This is a genomic window from Paracoccus sp. S3-43 (assembly GCF_029027965.1).
In the GTDB taxonomy this organism is placed as follows: domain Bacteria; phylum Pseudomonadota; class Alphaproteobacteria; order Rhodobacterales; family Rhodobacteraceae; genus Paracoccus.
In genome coordinates, this window is record NZ_CP119082.1 from 3,010,365 (window position 1) to 3,026,343 (window position 15,979).

Consider the following 15,979-nt stretch of genomic DNA (forward strand, 5'->3'; position numbering starts at 1 on the left):
GGCCCCCTGCCCCGGTTGGTCGTCAGGCCGACAGGAAGCGGTCCTGGTATTCGTTGCGCTTGGTCACATACCAGTTTTCCTGGATCGGCCACCACCACAGCTTCTCCAGCGCGTCGCCCGGATAGGCGGCGGCGAAGAAGGCCTTGGCCTGATCCGACAGCAGGTCGGCCGATCCCACGGCGGTCGAGTTGATCGAGGTCGCGTTGCTATACATCGCCCCGGCTTCCGGCGTCAGGAACCAGTTGATGAAGGCATAGGCGGCGTCCAGGTTCGCCGCGCCCTTGGGGATCGACAGCCCCTCCATCCAGGCCAGCGCGCCTTCCCTGGGCGCGATGAAGCCCACCGGCAGGCCCTCCTTGGACAGGGCGGCGGCGGTCGAATCCCAGGTCTGGCCGATGGCCGCGCCGTTGACGCGGAAGGCGCCCTGGGCCTCGTTTTCATTGTTCCAGAACTGGATGATGTTGCCCTTGCGGGCGATCGCCTCGGCCAGGATCACGTCGAAGATCTCGACCTGCGCCTCGGGCGTCTTGAAGGCGTCCAGCAGCGGCCGGGGCAGCTTGCCCTCGGATTCCAGCCACAGGCCCAGGCCCGCCAGCGCGGAATGGGCGCGCACCGTGGCCTTGCCTTCCGCCCCTTCGCCCCAGAGGTCGCCATAGGAAGCCTTGCCGTATTCCAGCGGCATCTGGTCACGGTCGAAGGCCACGGCCTCGGTCCCCCAGTCGGTCGGCACCTGATAGCGCTTGCCATCGACCACCGCGCCCAGGCTGGTCGAGTTCTCCCAGGCCGAGGGCAGCACCTTCGCCACCTCGATCTTCGCTTCGTCCAGCGGCTGGACCAGGCCGAATTCGACATAGTTCGGCACCCGGTCCACGGTCGGCCAGATCAGGTCGAAGCCTGCGCCATTGTTGGCGCGCAGCTGGTTCAGCAGTTCGTCATTGGTGCCATAGGGCGTATAGTTCGGCTTGATCCCGGTGGCTTTTTCAAAGGCAGCCAGGATCTCGTCGTTCAGATAGCCCGCCCAGGCAAAGATGTTCAGCGTGCCCGAGCCCTGGGCAAAGCCCGGCCGCGCGATCAGCGGCGCCGCCAGCGACAGGCCCGCAGTTGCCGCGGCGCCCTTCAAAAGCCCGCGGCGATGAAATGTGGTCATGTATCGTCCCCCGATAAGGTCGCCCCGCCGGGGCGTTGGTCAATCGGCGCCAAGCATAGACCGGCCCTGTGACAGGTCAAAGACGTGTCTGATCTGCCACCGAAAATCCGGCTTCCCCTCAGTGGCGCGACAGCAGGCTGTCGGGGCGCGACCGCGCCAGGGCCTGCGTGATCAGCCCGGTCAGCACCGCCTTGATCAGGTCGCCCGGAAGGAAGGCCGTCACCAGAACCGCGCATTCAGCCAGGGTCTTGTGCAGCGTCATCGACATGCCGACGATGCCGAAGCCGTAGAGCACCACGATCCCGCCGATGACCGAGGCCGTCGCCGCCGTCACCGCCAGGGGCGCGCCGCGCCAGCGTTCGACGATCAGCCCGGTGACGAAGGCCGCGACCGGCCAGCCGATGAAAAAGCCCGAGGTCGGCGCGACGAAGGCCCCCAGCCCGCCGCGCCCGCCCGCCAGCAGCGGCAGGCCCAGCGCCACCAGCGCCATCAGCAGCAGCACCGCCAGCGCGCCCCGCCGCGCCCCCAGGATCGCGCCCGCCAGCATCACGCCCATGCTCTGCGCGCTGATCGGCACGCCGAAGCCCAGCGTCAGGCTGGGGATCAGCCCCAGGGCGGCGATCAGCGCGGCGAACAGCGCGATCCGGGTCATGTTGCGTTCCATCTCTCAGTCCCTCCGTGATCCGGTATCGGGCAGAATCCCGCCCCGTGCGCGCAGAGCTTCGGCGACATGATCGGCGTCGTCCAGCGCCAAGGCGGCCATCGGCATGACAATCCGCCAGTTCGGCCGCCTGTGCGACCGCGCCCGCCAGGACATCGACAGCCTCTGGCCGTTCTCCACCAGCATCGGGGTGAAGCGCAGGACCATGGCGATGGCAAGCGTCACCGCGCGGGCGGGCAGCCCGATCCGGCGCAGCGGCGCCAGCAGCCAGGTCAGCACCGCGATCATGTCGGTCAGCCGCGTGGTCATGGTCACGAAATTCGCCAGCGCCAGCGCCGCCAGCAGGCGCAGGGCGATGATCAAGCCCGCCTGCACCTGCCCGGTCAGCCCGTGCCAGATCGCGATCAGCAGCAGGAACGGCCACAGCAGCCGCAGATGGCGCAGCCCCTGCCCCAGGAAGACGGCGCCCGCCGACAGATACAGCGCCGCGATGGCCAGCAGGGCCAGGGCCAGCACCCAGGGCCGGTCGGCCAGAAACAGCGCCACGGTCAGCGCCGACAGGATCAGCAGCTTGGCCCCGGCAGGCAGGCGATGCGCCCAGGTCTCAACGGGCGATGTCAGCGAGATCATCGAGACGCCCCCAATCCAGCATCTGCGCTTCAAAGCGCGGCAGCACCTCGCCGGTCGGGCCGTCCGCGACCAGCCGCCCCTGGTCCAGCCACAGGATCCGGTCGAAGCCGCGAAGCTGGCCCGGATCATGCGTCACCATCAGCACCTGCGCCGCGATCCCGTCCAGATAGCGCATCAGCTGCATCCGCGTCGGAATGTCGAGGCCCGAAAACGGCTCGTCCATCACCATCACCCCCGGCCGCATCGCCAGCACCGCCATCAGGCACAGAAGCTGTTTCTGCCCCTGCGACAGGCTGTGCGTCGCCGCGCCCGCCCAATGCGCCTTGCCGAAACGGTCCAGCATGGCCTGGGCCGCGGCCTCGGCATCGCGGGGGCGGCGGCCCTGCTGGGTCAGGCCGAAGGCGATTTCTTCCAGGACAGTCGGGAAGATGATCTGGTGATCGGGATTCTGGAAAATAATTCCAACACTTTCGAGAGCCGCGCGGCGGTCGCACGCCATGTCGATGCCGCCGATCCGGGCAGTCCCGGAATCGGGCGCGATCAGCCCCGCGATCACCCGCGCCAGCGTCGTCTTGCCCGACCCGTTGCGCCCGACGATGCCCACCCGCGCCTCGGCCAGATGGGCCGAAACGCCATGCAGCACGGGACGCCCCGCCAGCGTCACGCCGATGTCGCGCAGATCCACGCTCATCGCCTGCCGGTCCCGGCCAGCTGTCCCTCGGATCGTGATGCCATCGCGCAAAGCCCCTCGCCGTCCTGGCGCGCATCTGCCCCGGAACGACGCCGCCGCGCAAGTCGCGCGTCACTGATAGCTGCGCACCAAGGCCCCCGCGATCATCGACCAGCCGTCCACCGCGACGAAGAACGCCAGCTTGAAGGGCAGCGACACCACCACCGGCGGCACCATCATCATCCCCATCGACATCAGCACGGCCGAGACCACCAGGTCGATGATCAGGAAGGGCAGCGCGATCAGGAAGCCGATCTCGAAGGCGCGCTGGATTTCGGACAGCATGAAGGAGGGGATCAGCACGGACAGCTGGGCGGATCGGTCGCCGGTGCCCGGCGCGATCTCGGCCAGGCCCGCCAAGGTGTCGGGGTCGGTGCGCGCGGCCATGAAGCCCTGGAACGGCCCGATGCCGCGCTGGATCGCCTCGCCCAGGGTGATTGTGCCGTCCCGCAAGGGGGCGCCAGCGACGGCCCAGGCCTCGCGCAGGACCGGATCCATGATGAACCAGGTGAGGAACATCGCCAGGCTGACGATCAGCATGTTCGGCGGCGAGGATTGCAGCCCGATCGATTGCCGCAGGATCGACAGCACGGTGACGATGAAGGGAAAGCAGGTCACCATGATCGCGATGCCGGGCGCCAGCGACAGCGCCGTCAGCGCCGCGACCAGCAGGACTGCGTTCTGCCCCAGGCCCTGTTGCAGCCCCGCGCCCATCTGCCCGGCGATCTGGCCCAGCTGGTCCTGCGCCAGGGCGGCGGCAGGCATCGCCGCCAGCGCCGCCCCCAGCGCCGCGCGCGGGATCATGCCGCGCCGGGGGCGGGCAGGATGCGCACGCACAGCCGGTCCTCGGCGCTGGCGTCGGCGGTCAGTTCGCCGCGCGCGATGACCTTATCGCCCACGCAGATCTCGACCCCCTCGTCGATGGACTGGTCCAGCAGCAGGACGTCATCGGCCCGCAGCGAGGAAAGCTGCGCGACGGTCTGGCGAGTCCGGCCCAGCCGCACGGTCACCTCGACCTGGATGGCGTCGGTGTCGATCAGGTGGTTCAATGCGTCCATGATGCCTCGTCTCCGTTCGGTTTCGGCCCATTGATTTCGGTCAGCAGCGCGCGGATGTCCTCCGCCACCCGGCCAGGGTCCAGGTCAATCCGGCCGCCTTGCAGCGACAGGGAAATACGCTCCGATTCGGTCGTGGTGACCTCGATCCCGTCCAGCCCGCAATCGGCCAGGCAGCGGTCCACCATCGCCCGCAACGCCGGCCCGCAGGCGACGCTGGCGCGCAGCGGCGGGGCGGTGCGCGCCAGGCGCAGCAGCTCCTCGGTCAGGGCGGCTTCCAGGCGGCGCGATTCCGCCGCCGGGGTCAGGCAATCGAGGATCTGCGTCAGGATCGGGGCCAGGGCCTCGACCGCCTCGCGGCGCAGGTCTGCCCGGCGCGCCTCGTCATCGGCCAGGGCGCGGGCCAGGCGGTCCAGCCCGGCGTTCAGCATGCGGACCTGTTCGTCGGCCTGGCGGGCCATGCCTTCCGCCAGCCCGTCGGCGAAGGCCTGGTCCACCGCCTCGCGGCTGAAGGTCAGGGCCGCGCCCTGCGCCGCCATCGCCGGGCCGAAGGATTCGAGTTTGAAGACTGCAAGGGTCAATGGGCGTTCTCCTTGTTGTCGATCCAGCCGGTCAGGATCTTGACGCTTTCGTCATGGCGTTCCTTCATCATGTTGCGCAGCCGGGTCACCGGATCGCCCGAGGGCAGCGCAAGCTGTTCGGGCGCGCGGGGCGGCGCGGGCGCGGCCATCGGCTCGGGCACGACCTCGGCGGCGGGCAGGACGGTCCCGCTGAGAACCGGCGCGTCCAGGGCCGGGCGGCTGGTGTCCAGCGCCGGACGGGCGCGGCCCTTCAGGACCGGGCGCAGCACCAGCAACACCACCGCCAGGGCGAACAGGCCGATCAGCAGGATCCGCGCCAGGCCGTTCAGTTCCAGCCGGTCCATCCAGCCGGGGGCGGCGGCGGTCCCGCCCTCGCCCAGGCCCGCGAAGGGCAGCGACTTGACGGTGATCAGGTCGCCCCGCGCTTCGTCATAGCCCACGGCCGAGGCCACCAGTTCGCGCAGCACGTCCAGTTCGGCCTGCTGGCGCGGCACCATCTGCGTCTCGCCCTGGGCGTTTTCCTCGGCCACGCCGTTGACCAGCACCGCCACCGTCAGGCGCCGGGTCGATCCGGGCTCGCGGGACACTTCCCGGGTCACGCGGGTCACCTCGTAATTGGCCTGCTGGCGGGTTTCCTGGCGATTGGCCTCGGTCCGGTCGCCCTGGGCCTGATCTCCGTCCGGCAGGTTCGAGGCCGCCGTGACCGCGCCCGACCCGGTGCTATTGCTCTGGTCGGTGGTTTCCTCGGTCACCTGCGAGATCATCGCGCGGCTGTCGGGATCGAATCGCTGTTCGGTCAGCTGCTCGCTTTCCGTGACCAGATCCAGGTTCAGCTCGACGATGGCGTTGCCGATGCCGACATGCGGCTCCAGGATGCGTTCGACATTGCGCTTCATCTCGGCGGCGCGGTCGGCGCCTGCCTCGTCCTCGCCTGCGGCGACGATGCCATTCCTGGAGTCGATCACCGTCACCGATTCGGGCGCCATGCCCGGCACCCCCGACGAGATCAGGTATTTCAGCGCCGCCGCCTGGTCGCGGCTGATCGCCTGGCCGTTGGTGCCGATGGTCACCGACGCGCTGCCCTGGCTGTCGCGGCGATAGCCGCGCCCGGTCTCGATGGCCAGGTGGACGCGCGCGGTCTTGACGTTGGGCAGCGCCAGGATGGTCCGCGCCAGCTCGCCCTCCTTGGCGCGCCAATAGGCTGCGTCGAACATCTGCGAGGTGGTGCCGAAACCCGACATGCCGTCCAGCAGCTCGTAGCCGGCCCCGCCCGCCGCGGGCAGGCCCTGCGCGGCCAGATCCATGCGCAGCTTGTCGCGGCTGGCGGCATCGACCCAGATCGAATCGCCCCGCACCTCATAGGCCACGCCCGCGCGTTCGATCCCGGCCACGACCTCGCCCGCCTGGGCGGAATCCAGCCCGCCGTAAAGCAGGCTCATCGAGGGGCGGTTCGCCACCCAGGCAAAGCCCGCGATGACCATGAATGTTGTCAGAAACGCCGCCACAAGGATGGCTTTCTGTTGTGAGCTTCGCTCGTTCCAATAGTCCTGCAGTTTTTGCAAAACCGGCCCTTTCGAATCAGCGTCAGGTTCCTTCGTCCCGCCGTTGATGACATGGGCGGCGTTAAGATTTGGTTAGTCGCGGGGTGCTAATTCCGTCTTGTCACGACGGAGAATCACCATGACCGATGCGACCGCCGATCAGGCCCTCGACCCGCCCGCACAGGCATCCGGCAAGAAGAAGCTGGTGCCGATCCTTGCCGCCGTCCTGCTGGCCGGGGGCGGCTTCGCCTCGACCTATCTGGGGCTGTGGTCGCCCACCGCCCTGCTGGCCGCGAGGGAGGAAGCGCCGGTCCTGCCCTCGGCGGTGTTCGTGCCGGTGCCGACGGTCGACCTGGTCATCCCCGGCGGATCGGGCCGCAGCCTGGTGCTGTCCGCCAGCCTGGAAACCGACAGCGCCCACCAGGCCGAGGTCGCGCATCTGATGCCGCGCGTCTCGGACGCCTTCACCAGCTTCCTGTCGGGCATCGACCCCGCGGCCTATGACAAGCGCGGCGTCCTGGAGATCATCCGGGCCGAGCTTCTGACGCGCACCCGCTATGTCCTGGGCGAAAGCGCCATCACGGATCTGCTCATCACGGAGTTTCGCTTCAAATGACATTGGACCATGTCTTTCAGGCCGCGCTGCTGGCGGCCTCGCTGGGCCTTGGGGGGTTCTGCCTGATGCTGTCGCGCAGGCTGCGCAGGCTGAACGACCTGGAAACGGGCCTCGGCGGCGCCATCGCCGTGATGGCCTCCGAGGTGGACCGCCTGGACCGCGCCATCCGCGACGCCAAGGCCGAGGCGACGGCCGCCGGAGAGGCCCTGTCGACCGAAATCGCCTCGGCGCGCAAGGAACGCGCGCTGTGGGATCTGCGCCAGAAGATCACCCAGGCCCAGGCGCCGGCCGCCGCGCCCGCGCCGGTGATTCCCATGCGTCGGCTGCGCAAGCGGGTGGTGAACGGCGATGCGTAAATCCGTCCTGACCATGCTGACGCTGGCCTTCGCCGTCCCCGCCGGGGCCGCGATCTGGCAGGGGGGGAATGTGTCGCGCTTCTTCGCGGCCTCGGCCGGTTCGGGCGATCTGCTGCAAGGCTGCACCGACGTGCCCGAGGCGGTGGCGCTTGCGACCGAATTGCGCGACCGCGCCCTGCGGATCGAACGCTACATGGAGGCGATGGAGACCCGCAAGGCCGAGATCGCCACCGCCGAGGCCGCGCTGAAGGCCCGCGCGACCGAGCTGCGCCAGCAGAAATCCGGCATCCGGTCGCGGCGCGACACCGCCTCCCAGGCCGTGCGCGAGGATATCGACCGCCTGGTCGCCGTCTATGACCAGATGAAGCCCGCCGAGGCGGCGGCGGTGCTGACCAACCTGCCCCCTGATTTCGCGGCCGAGATCCTGATGCGCGTCCAGCCCGCGACGGGCGCCCGCATCATCGCCTCGGTCGAACCGCGCCAGGCGGCGCTGCTGACCGCCCAGATGGGCGCCCGCAGCGTCCAGAACGACTGAAGGAGAAAGCCCATGTTCGGCATCGTCGGCATCGTCGTCACCTTCGCCATGGTCTTCGGCGGCTATATCCTCGCCGGGGGCAAGATGGGGGTGATCACGCACTCCCTGCCGTTCGAACTGATGATGATCGGGGGCGCCGCCATCGGATCCTATCTGCTGACCAACGACGGCCATACGCTGAAGCAGACGCCGGGCGGCATCCTCCGGGCGTTCAAGGGGCCGAAATGGAAGGAATCGGACCATCAGGACGTGCTGTGCCTGATGTTCCAGCTGCTGAAGGTCGCGCGCGAGAACCCCGTCGCCCTGGAGCAGCATATCGAGAACCCGACCGAATCGTCGATCTTCACCGCCTATCCCCGCCTGCTGGCCGATCACGAGGTCGTTTCGCTGATCGCCGACACGCTGCGTTCGGCCAGCCTGAACTATGACGATCCCTACCAGGTCGAGGAGATCCTGGCCCGCCGCCTCGCCGGCCTGCGCGAGGACGCGATGCATGTCCCCCATGCGCTGCAAAGCATGGCCGACGCCCTGCCCGCCCTGGGCATCGTCGCGGCCGTCCTGGGCGTGATCAAGACCATGAGCGCCATCGACCAGCCGCCCGCCGTGCTGGGGGGCATGATCGGCGGCGCCCTGGTCGGCACCTTCCTGGGGGTGTTCCTGGCCTATGGCTTCGTGGCGCCGCTGGCGGGCCGCCTGGGCGGCGTGATCAAGCAGGATCTGGCCTTTTTCGATGTCATCAAATCGGTGCTGATCGCGGGCCTGCACCAGCACGCCACCAATATTTGCGTCGAGGTCGGCCGCCAGGCCGTGCCCGATCACGTCCGCCCCAGCTTCAACACGCTGGAAGCCGCGCTGCGCGACCTGAAGAAGGCCGCGTGATGATCGGGGCGATGGTGATGGTGATCGCTCTGTCCGGCAGCGCCCCGGCCGATCCGGCGCTTCTGCCCGACGCCGCGGCCCTGGCCGACGAGGCGACCGGCTGGCTGCTGGAGGGCGAATCCCTGCCCGCCGACTATCGCGCGCGGCTGATGGCCATGTCGCCCGAGGCGCGCCTTCAGGCCCTGGTCTTCCTGCGCCGGGCCGGGCTTCTGACCGCCGAACCCTGGGCGCTGTCCGATATCCTTGATCCCGCCCCGGCGAAGGCAGGTGCCGAATGACCGCAGCCCTTCGCGCCAACTGGCTGAAATCCCTCGACACCTCGGTGCTTGTCACCGGGGGGCTGGTGCTCATCGTCATCTCGATGGTGATCCCGCTGCCGCCGGCGGTCCTGGATTTCGGCTTTGCGCTATCGATCGCGGCGGCGGTCCTGATCCTGGTCATGGCGTCCCTGGTGGAACGGCCCACCGACTTCCAGGCCTTCCCGATGCTGCTTCTGATGACGCTGGTGATCCGGCTGTCGCTGAACGTGTCCTCGACCCGGCTGATCCTGACCCAGGGCCATACCGGCACCGAGGCGGCGGGCCATATCATCAACGGCTTCGCCAGCTTCGTCGCGGGCGGGTCGCTGATGGTCGGGCTGACGGTCTTTGCCGTCATTTCCATCGTGAACTTCATGGTCATCACCAAGGGCTCGGGCCGCATGGCCGAGGTCGCGGCGCGCTTCGCGCTCGATTCGCTGCCGGGCAAGCAGATGGCCATCGACGCCGACCTGAACGCGGGCGCCATCGACCACCAGGAGGCCAAGAACCGCCGCGCGCGCGACCAGCAAGAGATCAATTTCTTCGGCTCGCTGGACGGGGCGTCGAAATTCGTCAAGGGCGACGCGGTGGCGGGGATCGTCATCACCCTGGTCAACCTGCTGGTCGGCCTTGGCATCGGCATCGTGGCGCATGGCATGCCCGTGGGCGAGGCCATGGCCAGCTATTCCCACCTGACCATCGGCGACGGACTGGTGAGCCAGATCCCCGCGGTCATCACCTCGATGGCGGCGGCGCTGCTGCTGTCGCGGGGGGGCGCGACCGACAATACCGCGCGGCTTCTGTCCAGCCAGCTGATCCGGGGCTGGCAGCCCGCCGCCGTGGTCGCGGCCGCGATGCTGCTGATGTCCTTCGTGCCGGGGATGCCGCGCCTGCTGTTCCTGGCGATCGCGGCTGCCATGGCCTTCGGCGGCTGGCGGCTGCATCGCAAGGCGGTTTCGGCCGCCGCCCTGCCCGACCTGCCTGCCGAGACCGTCGTCGCCCCCCGCCCCGCCGCCCGCATCGGCGACGTTCTGGACACCGACGAGATCAGCGTGGAAATCGGCTCGGACCTGGTGCTGATCGCGCTTGACCAGGCGCGGGGGCTGGGCAGCCGGATCACCAACCTGCGCATCCATATCGCCCGCGCCTATGGCCTGATCCTGCCCGACGTGCGCATCACCGACACCGACGACCTGCATCCCGGCGACTATCAGATCCGCATCCACGGCGTGGTGCGGGGACGCGGCAGCCTGCGGCCCGGCGCCATCCTGGCACTTGGGCCGGATCATGTGCTGAAGGGCCTGCCCGGCGATGCGGTGCGCGAACCCGTCTATCTCAGCCCCGCCCGCTGGATCGACCGCGACGCCCAGGACGACGCCGCGACCCAGGGCGCGACCGTCGTCACCCCGATGGAGGTTCTGTCCACGCATCTGATGGAGGTCGTGCGGGCCAACCTGTCCTCGCTGCTGACCCTGAGCGCGATGCAGCGCCAGATCGAGGAGTTGAAGACCCTGTCCGACAGCGCGCGGGCCGAACGCAACCGGCGCTATTTCGACAGCATGATCCCCGACAAGGTCTCGCCCGAGACGCTGCTGGCGGTGCTGCGCGCGCTTCTGGACGAAAAGGTCTCGATCCGCAACCTGCCGCTGATCGTCGATGCGATGGCCGAATTCCGCAGCATCGAATCGGTCGAGACGGTCTATGAGCTGGTCCGCAAACGGCTGCGCGGCCAGATCACCCAGCAATACAGCGATCCCGCGGGCCACATCTCGGCCCTGCAACTGCATCCGGCATGGGAGGCCGAGTTCGTCCGCGCCGATGCGGAAACGGGCCGCGCGGGGGGCGGCGCCATGACGCCCGCCCTGTCGCGCAAGCTGCTGGACGCCGCGCGCCGCGCCATGGGGGCGTTGGAACCCGCGCTCCAGACCGTGCTGGTCGCACCCGATCACCGGCGGCGGATGCTGCGCGCGGTGCTGGGATCGAACGGCATCGCCATGCCGGTCCTGGGGCTGGAGGAAATCGACCCCGGCGCCGACCTGCGCCTGATCGGCACCATCGAGGTCGGATGATGTGGGACCAGCTTTCCCAGCTTCTCCCCGGATTCGGCTGGACCTGGCTGCTGGTCTATCTGCGCGTTCAGGCCCTGGCGCTGGTCCTGCCGGGCATTGGGGAACGGGTGATCCCGATCCGCGTCCGCGCCGCCGCCGCGATGGCCATCACGCCGATGCTGGCGGGGCTGGTGCCCCCCGCCCTGCCGCCCGCCGGCACGCTGGCCACCCTGGGCCAAGTGGCCGGTGAAACGCTGATCGGCCTGGCGGCCGGGATGGGCCTGCGCCTGCTGGCGCTGTCGCTGGACATCGCCACCTCGGCCATCGCCGCCACCGCGTCCCTGTCCCAGCTGGTCGGCGGCCAGAACGAGGCCGCGCCCCATCCCATCGGCAACATGATCCATCTGGCAGGGCTGGCCGTGCTGATGGCCCTTGGCCTGCCGATCCTGCTGGTGCAGCTGATGGCCGACAGTTTCGCGATCTGGCCGCCCGGCGGCTGGCCCGACGCGGACGGCCTGGCATCCGAGGCGATTCGCCTGGTCGCCCGCAGCTTCTGGATCGCCATGCTTCTGGCCGCGCCCTTCACGCTGGGCGGCTTCATGTTCCAGGCATTGTCGGGGGTCATCAACCGCGTCATGCCCGCGCTGCCGGTGATGTTCATCGGCTCTCCCGCCGCGATCCTGCTGGCGCTCGCGGCGCTTGCGCTGCTGGCGCCGGTGCTGGTCGGGCTGTGGGCCGATGCGATCCTGGGCTATATGCTGCCGGGGGCGCCATGAGCGAGGAAAACGACGACAAGCCCTTCGAGGCGTCCGAGCAGAAGCTGCGGCGCGCGCGCGAAAAGGGCGACATCCCGCGTTCGGCCGAACTGAACGTGGCGGCGATGTATCTGGGCGCCTGGCTGGCCTTTGCCGTGGGGGCGGGCTTTGCCGCCAAGGCCTGGCTGGCGATGGCCACCCGCGCCCTGGGATCCGAGGGCTGGGTGCCCGGCGCGATCGGGACCATCGCCCTGGCCTTGGGCCAATACGCGGGCTGGGCGGTGCTGGCTCTTGCCACTGTCCCGTCGCTGGCGATCCTGGTGGCGCTGATCGCCGGGCGCGGGCTGGTCTTTGCGCCGCAGAAGCTGGCCTTCGACCTGAACCGGATCAACCCGATGAAGACGGCGGGCCAGAAATTCGGCAAGTCGGGGCTGGTGAATTTCGCGATTTCGCTGGGCAAGGTGGCGCTTGTCTGCGCGGGCGGCTGGTTCCTGTTCCGCGGCCTTCTGGGGCATCTGATGGCCAGCCCGCTGGCCGGCGACCGCTGGATCGCCGATCTGGGCACCCTGCTGAGGCGGGTGCTGGCGCTGGCGCTGGCGATCTCGGTGCTGTTCGCGGGACTGGACATGGGCTGGCAATGGTTCGACCACCGCCGCAAGAACCGCATGTCCCGCAAGGAGATGGAGGACGAATACAAGGATTCCGAAGGCGATCCGCATTTCAAGGCCGCCCGCCGCCAGCGTGCCGTGGAAATCGCCACCAGGCAGATGCTGGCCGATGTCGCGAAAGCGGATGTGGTGATCGTGAACCCCACCCACTATGCCGTGGCGCTGCAATGGAGGCGCGGCAGCGGCCGGGCGCCGGTCTGCCTGGCCAAGGGCACCGACGAGGTCGCGGCCCGGATCCGCGAACGCGCGCGCGACAGCAAGGTGCCGATCTTTTCCGATCCGCCCTGCGCCCGCGCCATCCATGCCACCGTCGAGATCGGCCAGGAAATCCGCCGCGAACAGTTCGCCGCCGTCGCCGCCGCGATCCGCTTTGCCGAAAAGATGCGCGAAAAGGCCAGAGCGGGGTGGTGACATGAAGGACAGCGACAAGCTGGCGCAACTGGAGCGCATCGCGCGGATCAAGGCCGAGCGGGAGCTCAAGCGGTTCGCGGCCTTCAGCGTGCATATGAAGCAGGCACAGAGCCGCGCGGACGCCATGCGCACCGCGCTTGACCAAAGCTATCGCAGCACCGCGCCCCTGTCGGTGGCCGAGGCGCGGATCGCCAATGCCCAGGCCGGCCGCAGCGCGCGCGAACTGCACCAGGCCGAGGCCGAGGTCGCACGGATGCAGCCGCGCTTCGACGCCGCCCGCCGCGACGCCGCCCGCGAATTCGGCCGGGCCGAGGTGCTGCTGAACCTGTCGGCGCTGCACCGCGCCGAGGAAGACGCGCCGCGATACTGACAGCCCATCAGGGGACAGCGGGCGAAGGCCGCCGCTTGCGGGCCGCCGGGATGGCTGCGGCGGCCAGGGACAAATCGCCCTTCACCCTTCACCCTTATACCGGGAGAGAGTGGCCCGGCGGGAAGAATGCAACCGGCGTTTCGTGGGTCTGCCCTATGGTGAGGGTTCCGTCCCGGCGATGGATCATCCGATTGAGCAGGGCTAAACCAGCCCCGCCAACGATCCCCGCAACCCTAGCGCGCCGCCTCCAGCGAATTCAGGTCGATATCCACCCAGACCAGGCGATGGTTCGACGCGGCCTCGACCGCGGCGGCCAGCGGATCGCCCGGCGCGGGCCAGACCACGCCGCTGCCGGTCACGCGCAATCCCTTGGCGGGCCAGGCGTAATCGACGCGCAGATTGCCCGGCCCGGCGGGATCATGGACCGCCGTATCCAGGGCCGGATCGCCCCTTTGCCCGGCATTGGCACCCGCCTGGTCCGGCTGGAAAGCCCCCTTGGGCCGCGGATCCTGGGCGTGATCCAGCAGGGCCGTCATCGCCTGCGCGCGCCCGTCGCCATCCGCCAGATCCAGGTTCGGATTGCCCAGCAGCACGAAGGGCGCGTCGGGCAGGTGGTCCAGCCAGAAGGCGGCCTCGTCATGGTTGCGGCGGCCGTTCAGATCCTCGGGTCCGTCGAAGACCGGGGGCGTCGCGGACCAGGCCAGCAGGTGCAGCGATCCCCGATCGGTCAGGACCGGCACCTCCCAATGCGCGGTCGAGGACAGGCGCTGCCCCTGGGGGACGGACGCCGGCATCAGGCCGCCGGGCAGGTCGCGCCACAGGAAGGCCGTGTGATCCGTGACCGGGCCCAGCGGCAGGCGCGACAGGATCGCCATGGCGTTCTGGCCGGAAAACTGGCCGAAGCCCTGGGCATCCTCGGCCCCTCCGGCCCGGCCGTCGCCGTCCAGATCCAGCCCGGTCGGCATCCCGCTGTTCGGGCGGGCGGCGAAGCGGTGCGGCATCGGATGGCCCGTCTGTTCCAGCACCTGGGCAAAGGCCGACAGCGCCAGCCCGTCATGGTCCCAGTCAAAGCCGGTCAGCAGGATCGCGTCGGGCGCCGCCGCCGCGATCACCTGGGCCGCGGCCAGCACCTGCGGGTCGGCGCGGCGGATGTCGCGCAGCAGCAGGCCCGGCCCCGGTCGCGTCAGGCCGGGATCATAGGTGGCGATGCGCAGATCCCGCGCGGCGGCGGGACCGGCAAGGCAAAGGCAAATCATCCAGACAAAACGCGACATGCGGCAGATGTGGCACGAGGCGCGCCGCCTTGCCAAGCCCTCAGCAGGGCGGCGGCGGGGCGATCAGGCCCGCGCCGAAGATCGCGTCCGGCCCGTCCGGTCCCAGATCGCGGGCGGCGGCGCGCAGCCTGTCGCGCAGGTCGGCCGCCGTCAGCGCCGGGTCGCGCTGCCACGCCAGGGCCGCCGCCGCCGTCACGAAGGGCGCGGCATAGGAGGTGCCGGTCTTGGTGCGCGCGCCGCTGATCGACGCCGCCGTCCAGACATTCACCCCCGGCGCCGCCAGGTCGATATGCTCGCCCCGGTTCGCGCGGCGATAGATCTGGCCGCGCCGGTCCACCGCCGTGACCGCCAGCACCGCGTCATGGGCGGCCGGAAAGGCCGGTGCCGCGCGGGGTCCGCCATTGCCCGCCGCCGCGATCAGCAGGATATTCGCCGCAGCCATTTCCCCGATCTGGGCGTCGAGCGCCGCGTTATGCGGCCCGGCCAGCGACAGGTTGACGATGCGCACCTCCTGGGCGGCCAGGTAATCCAGCGCCTCGATCAGCGCGAAGGCGTCGGCGCGCTGATCCTGAGCGACCTTCTGGAAGGCATCCACGGCGATCAGCTCGGCCCCCGGAACCAGGCCGGGGCTGCGGCTGTCGCCGTTCCCCACCAGCAGCGCGGCGACCGCGGTGCCGTGCAGCAGATCAGAGGGCGGCGCCTGCGTGTCGATCCGATGCACGCGGATCCGGGCGCCCGCCAGGGCGGCGTGACCGGCGTTCAGCCCGGTATCGACCATGCCGATGCGCGGCAGGGCGGCGCAGCCCGCAAGGCTGGCGGGCCAGCCGATCATGTCGCGCGCCAGGCAATCGGCGCCCTCGCAGCGCGCCCCCGAACCGGCCTGTTCGCTGCGATAGAAATGGTTGAAATCGGCCTGATCCTCGGTGACCAGACCACGCACCCGGTCGCGGGCCTGGTTCATGGTCAGGGATGCGGGCTTCAGCAGCCGCGTCAGGCTGTCGCCATCCGACAGGTCGCGCCGTTGCAAGAGGTCGAACCCCTCGGCCTGGAGGGTGGCCAGATCGCCATCCGTCAGGCCGCGGGCCAGAACCTCGTTCTCGGCGCGGGTCGGGAGGGGCGCGGGGGCCGCCGGGGCGGGCCGGGCGCGGCGGACCACCCGGTCGTCGTCATCGTCATCATCATCATCATCATCATCATCATAGCCCCCATCGTCATCGCCGCTATCGCCATCGTCATCGTCGTCGTCATCCGCCTGGGCGGCGGCGACCAGCGACCAGCCGTCGGGCTGAAGGCGCGGATGGCTGGCCAGGGCCAGAAGCATGACGGCAAGAAACAGCAAAAGCCTTGGCATGGCCGGTCCCCTCTGGGCAGTTCGTTTCTGGACAATGACGCGGCAGAGCCGCAAATATTCCCCCGACGCAGG

Annotated in this window: 19 protein-coding genes; 9 read left to right on the forward strand and 10 right to left on the reverse strand. The window is 69.5% G+C overall.

The genetic code is table 11. The features are described from left to right. Window positions 1-22: 22 nt before the first annotated feature. The 8 genes from PXD02_RS15625 to fliF all read right to left on the reverse strand — a co-directional run bounded on the left by PXD02_RS15625 (window position 23) and on the right by fliF (window position 6,366). Window positions 23-1,147, reverse strand: a complete 1,125-nt coding sequence (locus tag PXD02_RS15625; protein ID WP_275104744.1) for an extracellular solute-binding protein — start codon at window positions 1,145-1,147, stop codon at window positions 23-25. Window positions 1,148-1,265: 118 nt separating this feature from the next. Beyond that, the gene (locus PXD02_RS15630) at window positions 1,266-1,811 is read right to left on the reverse strand and encodes a biotin transporter BioY (protein ID WP_275104745.1); all 546 of its coding nucleotides are present in this window, start codon (window positions 1,809-1,811) and stop codon (window positions 1,266-1,268) included. A 3-nt stretch (window positions 1,812-1,814) separates the two neighbouring features. Further along, the gene (locus PXD02_RS15635) at window positions 1,815-2,438 is read right to left on the reverse strand and encodes a CbiQ family ECF transporter T component (RefSeq protein ID WP_275104746.1); all 624 of its coding nucleotides are present in this window, start codon (window positions 2,436-2,438) and stop codon (window positions 1,815-1,817) included. Next, window positions 2,413-3,129 carry an energy-coupling factor ABC transporter ATP-binding protein gene (locus tag PXD02_RS15640; protein ID WP_275104747.1) on the reverse strand — a complete coding sequence of 239 codons (717 nt, stop codon included), beginning with the start codon at window positions 3,127-3,129 and terminating at the stop codon, window positions 2,413-2,415. The genes PXD02_RS15635 and PXD02_RS15640 overlap by 26 nt, the downstream gene beginning before the upstream one ends. 111 nt (window positions 3,130-3,240) lie before the next feature. Further along, window positions 3,241-3,882, reverse strand: coding sequence for a flagellar type III secretion system pore protein FliP (gene fliP / locus PXD02_RS15645; protein WP_473092089.1), 642 nt, complete (start codon window positions 3,880-3,882; stop codon window positions 3,241-3,243). Between the two features lie 86 nt (window positions 3,883-3,968). Then, window positions 3,969-4,226 carry a FliM/FliN family flagellar motor switch protein gene (locus PXD02_RS15650; RefSeq protein ID WP_275104749.1) on the reverse strand — a complete coding sequence of 86 codons (258 nt, stop codon included), beginning with the start codon at window positions 4,224-4,226 and terminating at the stop codon, window positions 3,969-3,971. Further along, window positions 4,214-4,804: a hypothetical protein gene (locus tag PXD02_RS15655; RefSeq protein WP_275104750.1), complete on the reverse strand. Its 591-nt coding sequence runs from the start codon at window positions 4,802-4,804 to the stop codon at window positions 4,214-4,216. The genes PXD02_RS15650 and PXD02_RS15655 overlap by 13 nt, the downstream gene beginning before the upstream one ends. After that, entirely contained in the window at window positions 4,801-6,366 is a 1,566-nt protein-coding gene (gene fliF / locus PXD02_RS15660) for a flagellar basal-body MS-ring/collar protein FliF (protein WP_275104751.1), read from the reverse strand. Before fliF ends, PXD02_RS15655 begins: the two co-directional genes overlap by 4 nt. Window positions 6,367-6,484: 118 nt before the next feature. On the opposite strand from fliF, the gene PXD02_RS15665 reads away from it, so the two are divergent. The 9 genes from PXD02_RS15665 to PXD02_RS15705 are packed head-to-tail and all read left to right on the forward strand — an operon-like array spanning window position 6,485 to window position 13,282. Next, window positions 6,485-6,961 (forward strand): flagellar basal body-associated FliL family protein, encoded by a 477-nt coding sequence (locus PXD02_RS15665; protein ID WP_275104752.1) that lies wholly within the window; start codon window positions 6,485-6,487, stop codon window positions 6,959-6,961. Next, window positions 6,958-7,317, forward strand: coding sequence for a hypothetical protein (locus PXD02_RS15670; RefSeq protein ID WP_275104753.1), 360 nt, complete (start codon window positions 6,958-6,960; stop codon window positions 7,315-7,317). The genes PXD02_RS15665 and PXD02_RS15670 overlap by 4 nt, the downstream gene beginning before the upstream one ends. Beyond that, window positions 7,310-7,852 (forward strand): MotE family protein, encoded by a 543-nt coding sequence (locus PXD02_RS15675; RefSeq protein WP_275104754.1) that lies wholly within the window; start codon window positions 7,310-7,312, stop codon window positions 7,850-7,852. Before PXD02_RS15670 ends, PXD02_RS15675 begins: the two co-directional genes overlap by 8 nt. A gap of 12 nt (window positions 7,853-7,864) precedes the next feature. Further along, the gene (gene motA, locus PXD02_RS15680; protein WP_275104755.1) at window positions 7,865-8,731 is read left to right on the forward strand and encodes a flagellar motor stator protein MotA; all 867 of its coding nucleotides are present in this window, start codon (window positions 7,865-7,867) and stop codon (window positions 8,729-8,731) included. Continuing rightward, complete coding sequence (locus PXD02_RS15685) at window positions 8,731-9,009, forward strand: hypothetical protein (RefSeq protein WP_275104756.1); 279 nt, start codon at window positions 8,731-8,733, stop codon at window positions 9,007-9,009. The genes motA and PXD02_RS15685 overlap by 1 nt, the downstream gene beginning before the upstream one ends. After that, the gene (locus PXD02_RS15690; protein ID WP_275104757.1) at window positions 9,006-11,099 is read left to right on the forward strand and encodes a flagellar biosynthesis protein FlhA; all 2,094 of its coding nucleotides are present in this window, start codon (window positions 9,006-9,008) and stop codon (window positions 11,097-11,099) included. The genes PXD02_RS15685 and PXD02_RS15690 overlap by 4 nt, the downstream gene beginning before the upstream one ends. Next, the gene (locus PXD02_RS15695; protein ID WP_275104758.1) at window positions 11,096-11,854 is read left to right on the forward strand and encodes a flagellar biosynthetic protein FliR; all 759 of its coding nucleotides are present in this window, start codon (window positions 11,096-11,098) and stop codon (window positions 11,852-11,854) included. Before PXD02_RS15690 ends, PXD02_RS15695 begins: the two co-directional genes overlap by 4 nt. Continuing rightward, window positions 11,851-12,912, forward strand: coding sequence for a flagellar type III secretion system protein FlhB (gene flhB / locus PXD02_RS15700; protein ID WP_275104759.1), 1,062 nt, complete (start codon window positions 11,851-11,853; stop codon window positions 12,910-12,912). The genes PXD02_RS15695 and flhB overlap by 4 nt, the downstream gene beginning before the upstream one ends. Window position 12,913: 1 nt before the next feature. Next, window positions 12,914-13,282: a hypothetical protein gene (locus PXD02_RS15705; RefSeq protein ID WP_275104760.1), complete on the forward strand. Its 369-nt coding sequence runs from the start codon at window positions 12,914-12,916 to the stop codon at window positions 13,280-13,282. A gap of 233 nt (window positions 13,283-13,515) precedes the next feature. Here PXD02_RS15705 and PXD02_RS15710 read toward each other — a convergent pair whose 3' ends face one another. Together PXD02_RS15710 and PXD02_RS15715 are read right to left on the reverse strand one after the other, a co-directional pair. Further along, the gene (locus PXD02_RS15710) at window positions 13,516-14,556 is read right to left on the reverse strand and encodes an endonuclease/exonuclease/phosphatase family protein (protein ID WP_275104761.1); all 1,041 of its coding nucleotides are present in this window, start codon (window positions 14,554-14,556) and stop codon (window positions 13,516-13,518) included. Between the two features lie 40 nt (window positions 14,557-14,596). Next, the gene (locus tag PXD02_RS15715) at window positions 14,597-15,907 is read right to left on the reverse strand and encodes a S8 family serine peptidase (protein ID WP_275104762.1); all 1,311 of its coding nucleotides are present in this window, start codon (window positions 15,905-15,907) and stop codon (window positions 14,597-14,599) included. Between the last annotated feature and the right edge of the window lie 72 nt (window positions 15,908-15,979).